Genomic DNA, 16,059 nt, shown 5'->3' on the forward strand with positions numbered 1-16,059 from the left:
GCTCCATGGGCGTCGACAAATACTGGTCCCCCGTCAACCGCGTCGACAACGCATATGGCGACCGAAACCTCGTCTGCACATGCCCACCAATGGACGCATACCTCGACGCAGAATAAACACAAAACACAAAGCTCCGCCGGAATACCGGCGGGGTTTTTCGCCAATAGGAAACCTGTGTTCCAAATTGCGCACCCACCCTATGTCGTTTTCTGCGGGTGAACGGTCTTTTTTGCTTGCTGGATCTGCGAAGGCCTCATACCCCTGTCCGTGGGACACCCCTCCCCAACGAGGGGCGTGTATCTGGAAGGGTAATACACATGACCATCGAACAACCGGCAACGCGGCCGGCGAATCCGCGTTTTTCCTCGGGCCCCTGCGCCAAACCCCCCACATTTGATCTGTCCAAACTGGCCGATGCCGCGCTGGGTCGGTCGCACCGTGCAGCCGTTGGCAAGGACAAGCTGAAGGCGGCCATTGAAGGCACGCGCGAGGTTCTGGGCATTCCGGCGGATTACAAGATCGGCATCGTTCCCGCCTCGGACACCGGCGCGGTCGAGATGGCGCTGTGGTCGCTGCTTGGCGAACGCAAGGTCGAGATGCTGGCGTGGGAGAGCTTTGGCTCGGGTTGGGTGACCGATGTTGTCAAACAGCTGAAGATCGACGCCGAGGTGAAAACGGCCGAGTACGGGCAGATCGTTGATCTCGCATCCGTCGATTTCGCCAATGACGTTGTGTTTACATGGAACGGCACCACCTCGGGTGTGCGGGTTCCCAATGGCAACTGGATTGCGGATGACCGTCAGGGTCTGACGATCTGTGACGCAACCAGCGCAGCCTTTGCGATGGACCTGCCCTGGGACAAGTTGGATGTCACCACCTTCAGCTGGCAGAAGGTGCTGGGTGGTGAGGCCGCGCATGGCATGCTGATCCTGTCACCCCGCGCGGTGGAGCGGCTGGAGAGCTACACACCCGCATGGCCCCTGCCTAAGATTTTTCGTCTGACCAAGGGTGGCAAACTGATCGATGGTATCTTTACCGGTGCCACGATCAACACGCCTTCGATGCTGGCGGTCGAAGATTACCTGTTCGCGCTGGATTGGGCGCGCTCGGTTGGTGGTCTGCAAGGGCTGATCGCCCGAGCTGATGCCAATGCCGGTGCGGTGCATGCATTCTGTGACCGGAACGACTGGATCGCCAATCTGGCCGAGGATGCTGCGACGCAGTCGAACACTTCGGTCTGCCTGAAGTTCACCGATGACCGCATTCAAGATGGCGCAGTCTTTGCCAAAGCCGTGGCGAAACGGTTGGAGGTCGAGAATATCGCGCTGGATATCGGCGCCTATCGCGACGCGCCTGCGGGCCTGCGCATCTGGTGCGGTGGTACGGTCGAAACCTCGGATATCGAGGCGATGCTGCCTTGGCTGGCCTGGGCTTTTGAGGCCGAGATCGCGGCGCAAACCGAAGCCGCCTGACCTTTTTCACCGGGCCCCATCAGGCCCGGACCTTCCCTACAATTCAAGGACCAGAGATATGGCCCCCAAAGTACTCGTATCTGACAAGCTCAGCGAAACCGCCGTTCAAATCTTCCGGGATCGCGGCATCGATGTGGATTTCATGCCCGATCTTGGCAAGGACAAAGACAAGCTGGCCGAGGTGATCGGTCAGTATGACGGCCTTGCCATCCGTTCGGCCACCAAGGTCACGCCGACCCTGCTTGAAAAGGCTGACAACCTGAAAGTTATTGGCCGCGCTGGCATCGGCACGGACAATGTGGACAAAGAGGCTGCCTCGAAAAAAGGCGTGATCGTGATGAACACGCCTTTTGGCAACATGATCACAACGGCCGAACATGCGATTGCCATGATGTTCGCCGTTGCGCGGCAAATCCCCGAGGCCAGTACCTCGACCCATGCGGGTAAGTGGGAAAAGTCCAAGTTCATGGGAATCGAGCTGACCAACAAGACCCTTGGCGTCATCGGCGCGGGCAATATCGGCGGCATCGTTTGCGAACGCGCATTGGGCCTGAAGATGAAGGTCATCGCCTATGATCCCTATCTGGGCGAAGAGAAAGCCGCCAAGATGGGCGTGGAAAAGGTCGAACTGGACGAACTGCTGTCGCGGGCAGACTTCATCACCCTGCACGTGCCGCTGACCGACCAGACCCGTAACATCCTGAGCCGCGAAAATCTGGCCAAGACCAAGCCGGGCGTGCGCATCGTCAACTGTGCCCGTGGTGGTCTGGTCGACGAAGAGGCGCTGTCCGAGGCGCTGCAATCCGGTCACGTTGCTGGCGCCGCCTTTGATGTGTTCAGCGAGGAGCCCGCCAAGGAAAACGCCCTGTTCAACCTGCCCAACGTCGTCTGCACGCCGCATCTGGGTGCGGCCACGACCGAGGCGCAGGAAAACGTGGCGCTGCAGGTGGCCGAGCAGATCTCGAACTATCTGCTGACAGGAGCGGTGGAAAACGCGCTGAACATGCCCAGCGTCACCGCCGAAGAAGCCAAGATCATGGGGCCGTGGATCAAGCTGGCCGGTCACTTGGGCAGCTTCATCGGTCAAATGACAGATGAGCCGATCAAGGCGATTAACATCCTCTATGACGGTGTCGCCTCCGAGATGAACCTGGCGGCTCTGAACTGCTCGGTCGTGGCGGGGATCATGAAGAAGTTCAACCCCGAGGTGAACATGGTCTCGGCTCCGGTCGTCGCCAAAGAGCGTGGCATTCAGATCTCGACCACCAACCAGGACAAGTCCGGTGCGTTCGAAGGCTACATCAAAGTGACCGTGGTGACCGAAAAGCGCGAACGCTCGATCGGGGGCACGGTCTTCAGCGACGGCAAGCCACGTTTCATCCAGATCAAGGGTATCAATATCGAGGCCGAGGTGGGTGCGCACATGCTCTACACCACCAACGAGGACGTGCCGGGCATCATCGGTGCACTGGGTCAGACCATGGGTGACAATGACGTCAACATCGCCAACTTTACCCTTGGCCGGGCGGAAGCAGGCGGCGAAGCCATTGCGTTGCTTTACGTGGACGAGCCGGTCCCGGCCGAGGCGCGCGCCAAGCTGGCGGAAACCGGTCTGTTCACCCAGATCAAACCGCTGGAGTTCGACGTCGCCTAAGCAGTGTTGAATTTCTGGAACAATTCTTGCCCGCGCCCCTCAAGGCGCGGGTATTTTCTTTTCCTGACACGCATTTCGCGCCAAAAGCCGGGTACGCGTTTATCCGAGGGATTTTCATGACATCCGCCATCTACGCCATCGGCGATATCCACGGGCAGTTAGAGATGCTTGAAAATGCGCTGCACCTTATCGAACAGGACGGTGGGCGGGATGCGCGGATCGTGTTTTTGGGTGACTATGTAGATCGTGGGCCGGATTGTCGTGGCGTTCTGGACCTTTTGGTCGCTGGGCAAAAGGCAGGGCGGAACTGGGTTTTTCTGTTGGGCAATCATGACCGGATGTTCGCCAGATTCATGCACGATGGTTCAACCGCCGAGGCCAAATTGCGGATCGGCGAACACTGGCTGCATGCGCGTTTGGGCGGGACCGAGACGTTGGCGTCATACGGTGTGACGTACACCGAAGAAGAACGCGTTTACAAAATTCTCGACCGTGCAAGGGCAGCAGTGCCGTCGGACCATGTCGACTTTTTGAACCGGCTGGTGACGTACCATCACCAGGATGAGGTTCTGTTCGTCCATGCCGGGATTCGCCCCGGTGTATCGCTGGCCGATCAGACCGAGGAAGACCTGATCTGGATACGGGGCGAGTTTCTGGATGATCCGCGACCGCACCCGTGGCTGGTGGTCCATGGGCACACACCTGCGGAACAGGCTGAGCATCGCGGTAACCGGATCAATCTGGACGGAGGTGCCGGGATGGGGCGACAGTTGGTTCCGGCTGTGTTTGAGGGCCGGGATTGCTGGCTGCTCACCAACGATGGCCGTGTGCCGCTGATCCCTTAACCCTTGGTGAACAGGTCCTTGTAGTCCTCACGCAGGAAATTCTTTTGCACCTTGCCCATCGTGTTGCGGGGCAGCTCTTCCAGCACGATCAGTTTGCGTGGGTGTTTGAACCGGGCCAGCGAGTTCTGCACGTTGGCCAGAATGGCCTCGGGGTCCAGTGTCTGTCCCGGCTCGGGCACCAGAATGCCCAGCACGGTCTCGCCGAAATCCGGGTGCGGTACGCCGATCACTGCGCTTTCCAACACGCCCGGCTGGTCATCCAGAACCAGCTCAACCTCTTTGGGGTAAATGTTGTACCCGCCCGAGATGATCAGGTCCTTGCCGCGCCCGACGATGTGGACATACCCGTCCGCATCCAAACGCCCCAGATCGCCGGTGATGAAAAACCCGTCTTCGCGCAGCTCGGCGGCGGTTTTCTCGGGCATTTGCCAATAGCCCTGAAACACGTTGGGGCCGCGCACCTCAAGCATGCCGATCTCACCCTGCGGCAAGTCTGCACCGGTTTCGGGGTCGGTCACCTTCAGTTCGACGCCGGGCAGGGGAAAGCCTACCGTGCCTGGACGACGTTCGCCGTCATGGGGGTTCGAAGTGCTCATGTTGGTCTCGGTCATGCCGTACCTCTCAAGGATACGGTGGCCAGTGCGCGCCTCGAACCGCTCATGGGTCTCCGCCAGTAACGGCGCCGAGCCCGAGATGAACAAACGCATGTGTCGGGTCAGATCGCCGGTGAACCGCTCATCGCCCAGTAAGCGGGTGTAAAAGGTCGGAACCCCCATCATCGTCGTGGCCTGCGGAATCAGCCGCAACATGTCTTCAAGATCGAATTTCGGCAAAAAGATCATCGACCCGCCCGCGGACAGCGCCACATTTGTCGCCACGAACAGCCCGTGCGTGTGAAAGATCGGCAGCGCATGCAGCAGCACGTCATCCGCCGTGAACCGCCACTCCTGCACTAGCGTTTCAGCGTTTGACAGCAGATTGGCCTGCGTCAGCATTGCGCCCTTCGATCGTCCGGTTGTGCCCGAAGTATAAAGGAATGCGGCCAGATCATCCTCGGACCGCTGGACCGGCTCAAACGCGGGCAACATCCCCAGCGCCCGCCGCATAAGGCTTCCCGAACCATCGGCGTTGAGCGTCTCTAACCGGGCGTTTTGGGCGGCGGCGATAGGGGCCAGCCCCTGTTCTTTTGCGGCGTCACAGACAACCAGTTTCGCACCGCTGTTTTCGATGAAATATTGTAACTCGGCCGTGGTGTATCCGGTATTCAGCGGCAGAAAGATCAATCCGGTCTGCACGCAGGCAGCATAGAGCGCCAGCGCCTGGGGCGATTTTTCCACCTGTACGGCCACGCGTTCACCGGGCTCAAGTTCGTATCCGCTTAGGGTATTGGCGATCTGCGCGGCCATGTCCAGAAAATCGGCATGGGTCAGGATCTGACCATCAGGAAGATGAAGAAACGGTGTGTGTTTGCCCGCGTGAATGCCAAACAGCCGTTCGTACAGCGGGTTACCCATTTCGTATTTCCTTTGCGCCTGCTTAATCTTGGGTGAATCTGTATCGGATTGAGCAGAGGGTAAAGAGAAATCCGGGCGCGGTTTAGAATTGCGTGGTCATGCGATACCCGGCGGCAAAGAACATCTTGGCAAAGGTCACGGGCTGACCTTGCAACCAGGTGATGCGCTCTCCGGTAAAGACCGGTTCTCCTTCGGGGACGTCCAGAAACCCAGCGAGTGTTGTATCGGCACGGCTGGCCAGAAAACTCAGTTCGACATTGGTGAAGGGCAGGGTCTGGATCAGCCACTCATTCGGTCCGATCTGCGAGAAATCTGCCTGCTCCACCTGCGGGACCGAGGCCGTGACGATCCAGCGATCCTCAAACTGAAACGGCGTGTTGCCGTTGAAATGCATGCAGCGAACATGCATCACGCTTTGCCCCGCAGACAGAGCCAATCGGGCGCTTAGCCATTCCGGAGCAGTCTCTAACTTAGAAGAAACCAGCGCATAGCGATACGTGCCGCCCATCGCCTCAACCTCGTCCCGGACCATGGGGATGGTGAAACGGGCCTGTCGCTGCGGTGCGCTCAACACCCGCGTACCAGCCTTGCGCCGGCGTTCCAGATAGCCCTCGTCAGCTAACTCCCGCAGGGCGCGGTTCACTGTTGTGCGGGTGCAGGAAAACTCGACCGCAAGATCCTGTTCGTTGGGCAACAGAGAGTCGGGCTGCCACTCGCCCGATCGGATGCGGGACAGAACGGTTTTCTTGATGTCTTTGTAGCTGGTGGTGTCACTGGATTGGGGCATGATGACCGTTCCTTTAGACCGAGGCCAGCAGGCCCGCAATCGCGGATCTATAGGCGGATATGATCTGATCACGTGCGACGTGGCGGCCCTGTTTCACCATGTGGCGTCCGGCAGACCACAAGTCAATTACCAGCCCATCAGGGGCGGCAAAACACAGTCCATCCAGCAATTGATCGTCCGTCAATGCGCAGAGCGTCGGGTGGGTCCGGTCAATGGCCAGCAGATCAGCTAACTTGCCCTCGGCAATCTCACCAGCGTTACGTCCAAGTGCTTGCGCACCACCTTGCGCGGCACCGGTATAAAGAGCGTGCCCGACCGAGCCTTCGCCCGGTACCAGGACCGCCCGCTGTTGATCACGCAGACGTTGGGAGTATTCCAGGGTGCGCAGTTCTTCGGGCAAGGAAATCCTAATATTAGAGTCTGATCCGACCCCGAATCGTCCATTTTCTGCGACGTAGGTCGCGCCGTTGAAAATACCATCGCCCAGATTGGCCTCGGTGATCGGGCACAGCCCCGCCACAGCACCGGACTGGGCCAGCGTGCGGGTTTCGGCATCGGTCATATGGGTGGCATGGATCAGACACCACCGCGCGTTCACGTCTGCATTGTCCAGCAGCCAGGCCACCGGACGCTGGCCCAACGCGGATTGTACGTCGGCGACTTCCTGAACCTGTTCGGCGATATGGATATGGACCGGACCCTTGGGTGTGTTTTGCAGCAGTTCGCGCAGGTCTGTCGGTGAAGTTGCGCGCAAGGAATGTGGCGCAACCCCCAATATAGAGTCAGTGCTTGGCAGTTTATTACGGCAATCATCCACCAAATTCAAAAACCGGGACACATCATTGCTGAACCGCAACTGCCCACCTGACAGCTTGTCCTGCGCAACGCCGCCATAGGTGTAGAGGACCGGTAAATGAGTCAGACCGATCCCTGACTGGTGTGCGGCGGAAAAGATACGCTGGCTTAGTTCCGAGAGTTGATCGTAGGCCGCGCCGCCGGGTTGGTGATGGACATAGTGGAATTCACCGACCGAGGCATACCCGGCCTCCTGCATCTCCATGAAAACCAGTGCGGCGATGGCTTCGATCTGGTCGGGCGTCAACCGATCCAGAAAGCGATACATCAGGTTGCGCCATGTCCAGAAACTCTCGCGTCCGGCCATGCGGGTTTCCGTCATGCCCGCCATGGCCCGTTGAAAGGCGTGGCTGTGCAGGTTTGCCAAAGCGGGCAAAAGAACGTCAACGCGCGTATCATCGGGCAATGCCGACGCCTGGTACTGCACCCGGCTGATACGCCCATGGTCGATTTCTACTCGCACATCGTGAACCCAATCAGAGCCTAATAAAGCTGTCTTGGCATGAATCTGCATTTTGATTTCCATAATGTGTAGACTTCATATCTTTACACCTATACATAAAAATCAAACAAGAGGGGAGCCGAAAAGAATCGCCATGACCAGAAAAGCGGTCTTACTCAGCGCCAGGATGGCCACGATGTCAGAAGGGGGCACGCCCTATGGGCTGTGTCGGGATGCAGCGATAGCCGTTAACGGGGCAAAGATTGTCTGGGTCGGTGAACGCCAGGACCTGCCGCCGGAATATGCTGATTGGCCGGTCGAGGATTTCGGTGAACGGTTGATCACTCCGGCGCTGATTGACGCGCATACCCATGTGGTGTTCGGTGGAAACCGCGCAACTGAGTTTGAAATGCGGCTGAATGGCGCCTCATACGAGGACATCGCCCGTGCCGGGGGTGGTATCCTCTCCACGGTCAACGCCACGCGGTCCGCCAGCGCTGAGATGCTTTTGTCAGATGCTCTAACCCGCGTGGACGCCCTGATTGCCGAGGGTGTCAGCACCCTTGAGGTCAAGTCGGGCTATGGGTTGGATACCGAGACCGAATTGAAGATGCTGCGCGTTGCCCGCCGGATCGGTGAAACCCGCCCTATCCGCGTCAAAACCAGCTTTCTGGGCGCACATGCAGTGCCGCCGGAATATGCCGAATGCCCCGACGACTATATTCGCGAGGTCTGCATCCCAACCCTGCGCGCGGCCCATGCCGAGGGGCTGGTGGACGCGGTGGATGGGTTCTGCGAAGGAATCGCCTTTAACCCCGCACAAATCGCCCTGGTTTTTGATGTGGCGCAAGAGCTGGGCCTGCCGGTGAAACTGCATGCCGAGCAGTTGTCCAATCTGGGGGGGGCGCAACTGGCGGCCTCTTACGGGGCTTTGTCGGCGGATCACATCGAATACCTGGATGCCAATGGTGTATCAGCCATGGCAAAGGCCGGAACCACGGCCGTGCTGTTGCCGGGCGCGTTTTACACACTGCGAGAAACGCAGGTGCCACCCGTTGATCTGCTGCGCCAGCATCAAGTGCCAATGGCTTTGGCGACTGACTGCAATCCCGGTTCTTCGCCGCTGACCTCGCTGCTGCTGGCCATGAACATGGGCTGCACACTGTTTCGTCTTACGCCTGAAGAGGCGCTGGCTGGTGTCACCCGCAACGCCGCGCGCGCGTTGGGGATCAACGATGCGGGCACTCTCGCGCCGGGGCATAGGGCGGATCTGGCGATCTGGAATGTCACTCATCCGGCGGAACTGGCCTATCGCGTCGGCTTCAACCCACTGCATAAACGTCTTTTCGGAGGGATCGAATGACGTCTCTGATTTTGCAGCCCGGTCAGGTTTCTTTGGCGCAACTGGCCGAGATCTATTGGGATCAAACGGTTGTTTCACTGGATTCTGACTGCAAGCCCGCAGTCGATGCGGCGGCGCTACGTATTCAGGCGGCGGCTCGGGGCAATGACCCCGTCTATGGCGTCAATACCGGTTTTGGGAAACTGGCCAGCCTCAAAATCGCGCCACAGGACACCTCGACCCTGCAGCGCAACCTGATCCTCAGCCATTGTTGCGGTGTTGGTCCCGCCATACCGCAAAGGCTGACCCGGCTGATGATGACACTCAAGCTGTTGTCCTTCGGTCGCGGTGCATCGGGCGTGCGGTGGGAGCTGATCGAGCTGTTGCAGCAGATGCTGGCCCGCGGGGTCACTCCGGTGATTCCGGCACAGGGTTCGGTTGGGGCATCGGGCGACCTGGCGCCACTAGCCCATATGACGGCGGTGATCATTGGCGCGGGAGAGGCGGAGGTGAACGGCACTGTTTTGCCGGGGGCTGAAGCGCTGAAAACAGTTGATTTAGAGCCTATTCAACTAGGTCCCAAGGAAGGACTGGCCTTTATCAACGGCACGCAGTTTTCAACTGCCTTTGCCCTGGCTGGGGTGTTCGAGGCTTGGCGTGCGGCGCAAAGTGCGCTGGTTGTTTCCGCCTTGTCGACCGATGCGATCATGGGGTCCACCGCACCCCTGCGGCCTGAAATTCACACTTTGCGCGGTCATCGTGGCCAGACCGAAGCCGCCAGCGCCATGCGCGCCGTGCTGGACGGGTCGGAAATTCGGGAAAGTCACCGTGAGGGCGACACCCGCGTTCAGGATCCTTATTGCATCCGCTGTCAACCGCAGGTCACGGGCGCAGCAATGGATGTATTGCGGCAGGCCGCCGCCACGCTTGAGGTTGAGGCCAACGCAGCCACCGACAATCCGCTGGTTCTGGCCGACGGGATTGTCTCGGGAGGGAATTTCCATGCTGAACCTGTAGGGTTCGCCGCTGATATGATCGCGCTGGCCGTGTCCGAGATCGGTGCTATCGCGCAGCGTCGCATTGCCCTGATGGTGGATCCGACGCTCAGCTTTGATCTGCCGCCTTTCCTGACCCCTGATCCGGGGTTGAATTCTGGCCTTATGATTGCCGAGGTCACCACGGCTGCGTTGATGAGCGAGAACAAGCACCTCGCCAATCCCTGTGTCACCGACAGCACTCCCACCTCGGCCAACCAGGAGGATCATGTTTCGATGGCGGCCCATGGTGCGCGGCGCCTGATCCGAATGGTCGAGAATTTGAACTACATTCTGGGTGTGGAATTACTGTGTGCGTCTCAAGGGGTTGAATTTCGCGCGCCGCTGGTCACCAGCGGGCCTTTGAAGCAGGTCATTGCTCGGTTGCGGGCTGACATTCCGGCCCTGACCGAAGATCGTTATTTGGCCCCTGACTTGGAGACCGCGAAACAACTGGTAGCCGGGGCGTCGATCCTACGGGCCGTTGGCACCCCAATGCCCGAGGTGGTGTGATGCAGGTGGTTAGCGTGCATCACGGGGATGGCCCTATCGTCTTGGGACAACCGCATGGCGGGACCTATGTGCCGGATGACATTGCAGCTCGTCTCAATGACACTGGGCGTGCATTGGGGGACACGGATTGGCACATAAACAGGCTCTATGATAAGCTTTTGAGTGGTGCGACGGTGGTTCAGTCGCATGTTCATCGCTATGTCATCGACGCCAATCGCGATCCCGACGGTGTTTCGCTTTACCCAGGGCAAAACACGACAACGCTGGTGCCATTGACCGATTTCGATGGGCAACCGATCTGGCGCGACGGGCAGGAACCGTCAGAGGATGAGATCGGTCAGAGGCGCGAAACCTTCCATGTACCCTATCATGCCGCGCTTGCCGAAGAGTTGGAGCGCGTGCGGGCAAAGCACGGCGTGGCTGTTCTGTTCGATTGCCACTCGATCCGCAGTCGCATTCCATTTCTGTTTGAAGGCATGTTGTCCGACATGAATATCGGGACGGATGGGGGAGTGACCTGTGCGCCAGACATAGAGTCTATTACACATGAATTTGCCGCATCGTCGCCCTACAGCACCGTTCTGAACGGGCGGTTCCGGGGTGGCTGGACGACCCGCCACTATGGCCGTCCGGCCGACGGTCTGCACGCCATACAGATGGAACTGGCGCAATCCACTTACCTGACAGCCGAGGCCGCCCCGTGGAGTTATGACACTGCCAAGGCCGACCGCCTACGTCGTTGGCTGCGCGATATTCTGGAAGCCATCCAAGACACTGCATTGGAGACGATCCCATGACCGACCCTCGCAAGAACACGCGCGATATCTATCCGCCGACAGGCCCCGAGCTGAACGCCAAAAGCTGGCTGACTGAGGCCCCGCTGCGGATGTTGATGAACAATCTGCACCCGGACGTGGCCGAAAACCCGCATGAACTGGTGGTTTATGGCGGAATCGGCCGCGCGGCCCGCACGTGGAAGGATTTCGACACTATTGTGGACGGTTTGAAGGATCTGGAAGAGGACGAAACCCTGATCGTTCAATCCGGCAAGCCGGTCGCCATTGTGCGGACGCACAAGGACGCGCCCCGCGTGCTGATCGCCAATTCCAACCTAGTGCCCCATTGGGCAACTTGGGATCACTTCAACGAGCTCGATAAGAAGGGTCTGATGATGTACGGCCAGATGACCGCTGGCTCGTGGATTTACATCGGCACGCAGGGCATCGTTCAGGGCACCTATGAGACCTTTGCCGAGGCCGGGCGCCAGCATTATGGCGGCGACCTGACCGGCAAGTGGATTCTGACCGGGGGCTTGGGCGGCATGGGGGGCGCGCAACCGCTGGCCGCCGTTTTTGCCGGTGCCTGCTGTCTGGCGGTCGAGTGTAACCCAGACAGTATCGATTTCCGCCTGCGCACCAAATACCTCGACGAAAAGGCCGAGACTCTGGACGAAGCGCTGGAGATGATCGATCGTTGGACCAAAGCGGGCGAGGCAAAATCCGTGGGCCTGTTAGGTAACGCGGCTGAGGTGTTCCCAGAAATCTTCAAAAGAGGAAACGAGGGCATCCGCCCGTTTCCCGATATTGTCACCGATCAGACCAGCGCCCATGATCCGATCAACGGCTACCTGCCAATTGGTTGGTCCATGGCGCAGTGGCGTGAAATGCGTGAAACAGACCCTAAAGCAGTGGAAAAGGCTGCTCGGGCGTCGATGAAACAACACGTCGCCGCGATGGTTGATTTTTGGAACGCGGGCGTGCCGACGCTGGATTACGGTAACAACATCCGGCAGGTGGCACAGGATGAGGGGTTGGAGAACGCTTTTGCCTTCCCAGGTTTCGTTCCCGCCTATATTCGTCCGCTGTTTTGCAAAGGGATTGGGCCATTCCGCTGGTGTGCGTTGTCAGGCGACCCCGAGGATATCTATAAGACCGACGCCAAGATGAAAGAGCTGTTCCCCGAGAACGAACATCTGCATCGCTGGCTCGACATGGCGCAGGAACGGATTGCGTTTCAGGGCCTGCCTGCGCGGATTTGCTGGATCGGGTTGGGCGACCGCCACCGCGCCGGGTTGGCGTTCAATGAGATGGTCGCCAATGGTGAGCTGAAAGCGCCGGTCGTGATCGGCCGGGATCATTTGGACAGCGGTTCCGTCGCTAGCCCGAACCGCGAGACCGAGGCGATGTTGGACGGGTCTGACGCCGTAAGCGATTGGCCGCTGCTGAATGCTCTGATCAACACCGCCAGCGGCGCGACCTGGGTCTCGCTGCATCACGGTGGTGGGGTCGGCATGGGGTTCTCTCAACATGCGGGTGTGGTGATCTGTGCCGATGGTACCGAGGACGCGGCCCGACGGTTGGAACGGGTGCTGTGGAACGATCCGGCCTCGGGCGTGTGGCGGCATGCGGATGCGGGGTATGACATTGCAAAGGATTGCGCCCGCGCCCATGGGCTGCGGTTGCCTGGCATTCTGGGGTAAACATATCAACTGTCTCTGGTGAATTGGCGGCCCCTGCGTTATGCGCGGGGGAGCCTGCAGGAGACCGATGATGTACGTAGCCACTCTGTTGACCAATCCGAACATGCCGAAGCTCGAGCAGGCTTTGGTCGAGTCGTTGTGCAACGCGTGGGGCGGGGGCGATCTGGTTTGGCTCAGCGAAGATGAGGCGGCGCAGTTCACGTTTCCCGAGCTGCCTGATAATCAGTGGGACGTCTGGGCAGAGCTGCAGTTGTTAGAGGTCGACCTGATCGTGCAGCCGTTCGGGAAACGCCGCAAGCTGATGCTGCTGGCCGATATGGACAGCACCATGATCCAGCAGGAATGTATTGACGAACTGGCCGATGAGGCGGGCGTGGGCGATCGCGTCAAAGACATTACCGCGCGGGCCATGAATGGTGAGCTTGATTTCGAAGGTGCGCTGATTGAACGTGTTGGCCTACTGAAGGGCTTGGATGAGGCGGTGATCGACAAGGTTCTGAACGAACGCATTACATTGATGCCGGGCAGTAAGGAACTGGTTGCGACGATGCGCCTGAACGGGGGCTATGCGGCCCTGGTGTCGGGTGGGTTTACGGCCTTCACCGCGAGGGTGGCTGATCTGCTTGGCTTTGATGAAAACCGCGCCAATACATTGCTGGCCGAAAAGGGCAAGCTGACCGGCGATGTACAGCGCCCGATTCTGGGCAAACAGGCCAAGGTGGATGCGCTGGCGCAGATTACCAAGCGGCTGGGCCTGTCCGAGGCCGACGTGATTGCCGTGGGCGATGGCGCCAATGATCTGGGCATGCTGAGCCGGGCCGGAACCGGTGTGGCGCTGCATGCCAAACCTTCGGTCGCCGCCAAATGCGATATTCGGATCAATTACGGAGATCTGACGGCATTGCTGTACCTGCAGGGCTATTCCCGCGCGGTCTTTACCGAGGTCTGATCGCAAGGGGCTTCCCTTTATTTAACAAAAATGTTAAACAATGGTCATGAACACGCTTCTGACCGCATTTTCGGCATTGTCCGATGCCACCCGATTCTCGATTGTCGAGCAGTTGATGCAAGACGGTGAACTGCCCGCTGGTGACCTGATAGAAGGGCGCGGCATGTCAGGGGCCGCGATCTCGCGCCATCTGAAGGTGTTGCGCGCCGCCGGGCTGGTGCAGCAGCGAGTGCAGGGCAGTCAACGCATGTATTCCATCCAGCCCGAGGGGCTGCGGACCATCGCGGAATGGACCATCTCGAAACGGCAATTCTGGGAAAGCAGCCTCGACCGTTTGAACGATTTGATTGAAAGGGAGAATTCATGGCCGACCTGAAATTGGAACGCGCGTTTCCCACATCCCAGGAAAACCTGTTTGCCTGGATCAGCGATGGTGCAAAGCTGTTGCAGTGGTGGGGCCCCGAAGGGATGCATGTGCCCGAACATGATTTGGATTTTTCACGCCTTGGGCCGTGGCACTCGGTCATGGTGAATGCCGAAGGGCAGCGATACAAAGTATCCGGGCAGGTGACCCATGTTGATCCGCCGAATTCTGTGGGGTTCACCTGGGGCTGGCATGACGATCAGGATCAGCGCGGAGCGGAAAGCCACGTGACGCTGACGGTCACAGCGACGGAAGCTGGTGCAAAGCTGGTTCTTGATCACCGCGAATTGGCCGATGCCGAGGTCGCGGCCAACCACAATCAGGGTTGGACTTCGTCACTGCGCAAGCTGGAAGCTCAGTTTTAAGATTTTCATTAGGGAGGAAGAGAAATGCCTCAGTTCTTGTTTGTCTATCACGGTGGTCACACCCCAACCGACCCCGCCGAAATCGAAGCGACCATGGCCGCCTGGGGCGCATGGTTCCAGAATATGGGCGATGCGCTGGACATCCCCGGCAACCCGGTGGGCCAGTCCTATACCGTCAGCAACAGCGGTGTCGTCGACAATGGCGGTGCCAACCCGGCCTCGGGGTTCACGGTCATCAGGGCCGACAGCATCGACGCCGCCAACGAGATGGCCAAGGGCTGCCCCATGGTCGTCAACGGATCAGGCTCGGTCGAAGTGGCCGAGATTCATCCGATCGAGATGTGATCGCCTTAGCCGGGGAAACCCGGCGCAGGTTTGATGATGCCGCATTCCAGCCCGCGGCGGCTGTACTGAATGGCGTTCATGAATTTGCGGGTGGCCGGGTTTTCGGCCTCCAGCACACCCAGATGGACAAGAATGGATGCGATGGCACATTCAGCGGCACGCGTGGTGCCGTCTGTGATCTTCAGTGCCACGCCCATGCGTTTTTCCGGAATGATGGCGATGAAAACAGCTTCGGCCCCGGTCTTGATCGCGGCGCGGCCCTCCATCGCGCGCATCAGTTCGGTACAGGCGCGGCTTTCGCCGGCAACCAGTTCGGGATGCTTGATCATCGCGGCGGTCAGTTGCTGCGCCGCGTCGCTGGCCCGGTCCGACCGGTCGGTGGCCGAGGCAAACCACGCCATCGATCGCGCCAACCCCACCAGCGAGGTGGCAAAGTTCGGCGCTGAACATCCGTCTATCCCATAGGCGGGGCTGGCCTCACCGGTTGTTTCTTCGATGGCTGACAAACAGGCCTGCTGAACTGGGTGGTCGATTTCCAGATACTCCGGCCCGGCTCCCATATGCTGGGCCACGGTCAGGAACCCGCAATGCTTGCCCGAACAGTTATTGTGAATCTGGCAAGGCGTGTCGTCGGCCAGAATCAATCCGTCGCGCGCGGCCATATCCTGCGGCTCTTGCGGGCCGCAGCGCAGATCATGTTCGGACAGGTTCAGATGGTCCAACCAGGCGGTCACGCGGTCAGTGTGGATATGCGCGCCGCTGTGTGAGGCGCAAGCCAGTGCCAGATGCTCGCTGTTCAGCCCATATTTCGCCGCGGCGCCTGAGGTGATCAGCGGCAGACCTTGGATCATCTTGGCCGAAGATCGTGGGTAGATAATCGCACTTGGATCACCCCAGCTTTGTACGATCTGGCCACTGTCATCACAGATCACTGCATGGCCCAGATGCAGGCTTTCCAACAAGGGGCCGCGCCATAGTTCTGTCATTGGTACCGGCTGCGTCATCAGGCCTCTCCGTAATATGCGCAAAATTCTGCCAA

The 16,059-nt window shown here is 59.3% G+C and carries 15 protein-coding genes; 11 read left to right on the forward strand and 4 right to left on the reverse strand.

Features of this window, described 5'->3' with window-relative positions; all coding sequences use genetic code 11:
* Positions 1 to 317: 317 nt before the first annotated feature.
* The 3 genes from ACR0AJ_RS09625 to ACR0AJ_RS09635 all read left to right on the forward strand — a co-directional run bounded on the left by ACR0AJ_RS09625 (position 318) and on the right by ACR0AJ_RS09635 (position 3,971).
* Positions 318 to 1,472 carry a phosphoserine transaminase gene (locus ACR0AJ_RS09625; RefSeq protein ID WP_480663954.1) on the forward strand — a complete coding sequence of 385 codons (1,155 nt, stop codon included), beginning with the start codon at positions 318 to 320 and terminating at the stop codon, positions 1,470 to 1,472.
* Between the two features lie 58 nt (positions 1,473 to 1,530).
* Complete coding sequence (gene serA, locus ACR0AJ_RS09630; RefSeq protein WP_480740727.1) at positions 1,531 to 3,126, forward strand: phosphoglycerate dehydrogenase; 1,596 nt, start codon at positions 1,531 to 1,533, stop codon at positions 3,124 to 3,126.
* Between the two features lie 116 nt (positions 3,127 to 3,242).
* Positions 3,243 to 3,971 carry a metallophosphoesterase family protein gene (locus tag ACR0AJ_RS09635; protein WP_480740728.1) on the forward strand — a complete coding sequence of 243 codons (729 nt, stop codon included), beginning with the start codon at positions 3,243 to 3,245 and terminating at the stop codon, positions 3,969 to 3,971.
* On the opposite strand, the gene ACR0AJ_RS09640 is transcribed toward ACR0AJ_RS09635, so the two are convergent.
* From ACR0AJ_RS09640 to ACR0AJ_RS09650, 3 genes are all read right to left on the reverse strand, one after another.
* On the reverse strand, positions 3,968 to 5,485 hold the full coding sequence (locus ACR0AJ_RS09640; RefSeq protein WP_480567289.1) for a malonate--CoA ligase: 1,518 nt from the start codon (positions 5,483 to 5,485) through the stop codon (positions 3,968 to 3,970). The two genes, ACR0AJ_RS09635 and ACR0AJ_RS09640, sit on opposite strands and share 4 nt — an antisense overlap.
* Before the next feature lie 82 nt (positions 5,486 to 5,567).
* Complete coding sequence (locus ACR0AJ_RS09645) at positions 5,568 to 6,272, reverse strand: GntR family transcriptional regulator (RefSeq protein WP_170351126.1); 705 nt, start codon at positions 6,270 to 6,272, stop codon at positions 5,568 to 5,570.
* Positions 6,273 to 6,285: 13 nt separating this feature from the next.
* Positions 6,286 to 7,641 carry a formimidoylglutamate deiminase gene (locus ACR0AJ_RS09650; protein ID WP_480740729.1) on the reverse strand — a complete coding sequence of 452 codons (1,356 nt, stop codon included), beginning with the start codon at positions 7,639 to 7,641 and terminating at the stop codon, positions 6,286 to 6,288.
* Between the two features lie 82 nt (positions 7,642 to 7,723).
* Here ACR0AJ_RS09650 and hutI point away from each other — a divergent pair, with 82 nt between their 5' ends.
* The 8 genes from hutI to ACR0AJ_RS09690 all read left to right on the forward strand — a co-directional run bounded on the left by hutI (position 7,724) and on the right by ACR0AJ_RS09690 (position 15,020).
* Positions 7,724 to 8,932, forward strand: a complete 1,209-nt coding sequence (gene hutI, locus ACR0AJ_RS09655; RefSeq protein ID WP_480740730.1) for an imidazolonepropionase — start codon at positions 7,724 to 7,726, stop codon at positions 8,930 to 8,932.
* Complete coding sequence (gene hutH, locus ACR0AJ_RS09660) at positions 8,929 to 10,458, forward strand: histidine ammonia-lyase (RefSeq protein ID WP_480648637.1); 1,530 nt, start codon at positions 8,929 to 8,931, stop codon at positions 10,456 to 10,458. Before hutI ends, hutH begins: the two co-directional genes overlap by 4 nt.
* Complete coding sequence (gene hutG, locus ACR0AJ_RS09665; RefSeq protein WP_170351122.1) at positions 10,458 to 11,255, forward strand: N-formylglutamate deformylase; 798 nt, start codon at positions 10,458 to 10,460, stop codon at positions 11,253 to 11,255. Before hutH ends, hutG begins: the two co-directional genes overlap by 1 nt.
* Positions 11,252 to 12,937 carry a urocanate hydratase gene (gene hutU, locus ACR0AJ_RS09670; RefSeq protein ID WP_170351121.1) on the forward strand — a complete coding sequence of 562 codons (1,686 nt, stop codon included), beginning with the start codon at positions 11,252 to 11,254 and terminating at the stop codon, positions 12,935 to 12,937. The genes hutG and hutU overlap by 4 nt, the downstream gene beginning before the upstream one ends.
* 70 nt (positions 12,938 to 13,007) lie before the next feature.
* Positions 13,008 to 13,886 carry a phosphoserine phosphatase SerB gene (gene serB, locus ACR0AJ_RS09675; RefSeq protein WP_480740731.1) on the forward strand — a complete coding sequence of 293 codons (879 nt, stop codon included), beginning with the start codon at positions 13,008 to 13,010 and terminating at the stop codon, positions 13,884 to 13,886.
* 46 nt (positions 13,887 to 13,932) lie between these two features.
* Positions 13,933 to 14,262, forward strand: a complete 330-nt coding sequence (locus ACR0AJ_RS09680) for an ArsR/SmtB family transcription factor (protein WP_170362806.1) — start codon at positions 13,933 to 13,935, stop codon at positions 14,260 to 14,262.
* Positions 14,250 to 14,675: an SRPBCC family protein gene (locus ACR0AJ_RS09685; RefSeq protein WP_425081766.1), complete on the forward strand. Its 426-nt coding sequence runs from the start codon at positions 14,250 to 14,252 to the stop codon at positions 14,673 to 14,675. Before ACR0AJ_RS09680 ends, ACR0AJ_RS09685 begins: the two co-directional genes overlap by 13 nt.
* Positions 14,676 to 14,699: 24 nt before the next feature.
* The gene (locus tag ACR0AJ_RS09690) at positions 14,700 to 15,020 is read left to right on the forward strand and encodes a YciI family protein (RefSeq protein ID WP_170351117.1); all 321 of its coding nucleotides are present in this window, start codon (positions 14,700 to 14,702) and stop codon (positions 15,018 to 15,020) included.
* A 5-nt stretch (positions 15,021 to 15,025) separates the two neighbouring features.
* Here ACR0AJ_RS09690 and ACR0AJ_RS09695 read toward each other — a convergent pair whose 3' ends face one another.
* Positions 15,026 to 16,024, reverse strand: a complete 999-nt coding sequence (locus ACR0AJ_RS09695) for an asparaginase (protein ID WP_480663939.1) — start codon at positions 16,022 to 16,024, stop codon at positions 15,026 to 15,028.
* Positions 16,025 to 16,059 lie beyond the last annotated feature (35 nt).

It is taken from the genome of Ruegeria sp. CJ9 (assembly GCF_056536625.1).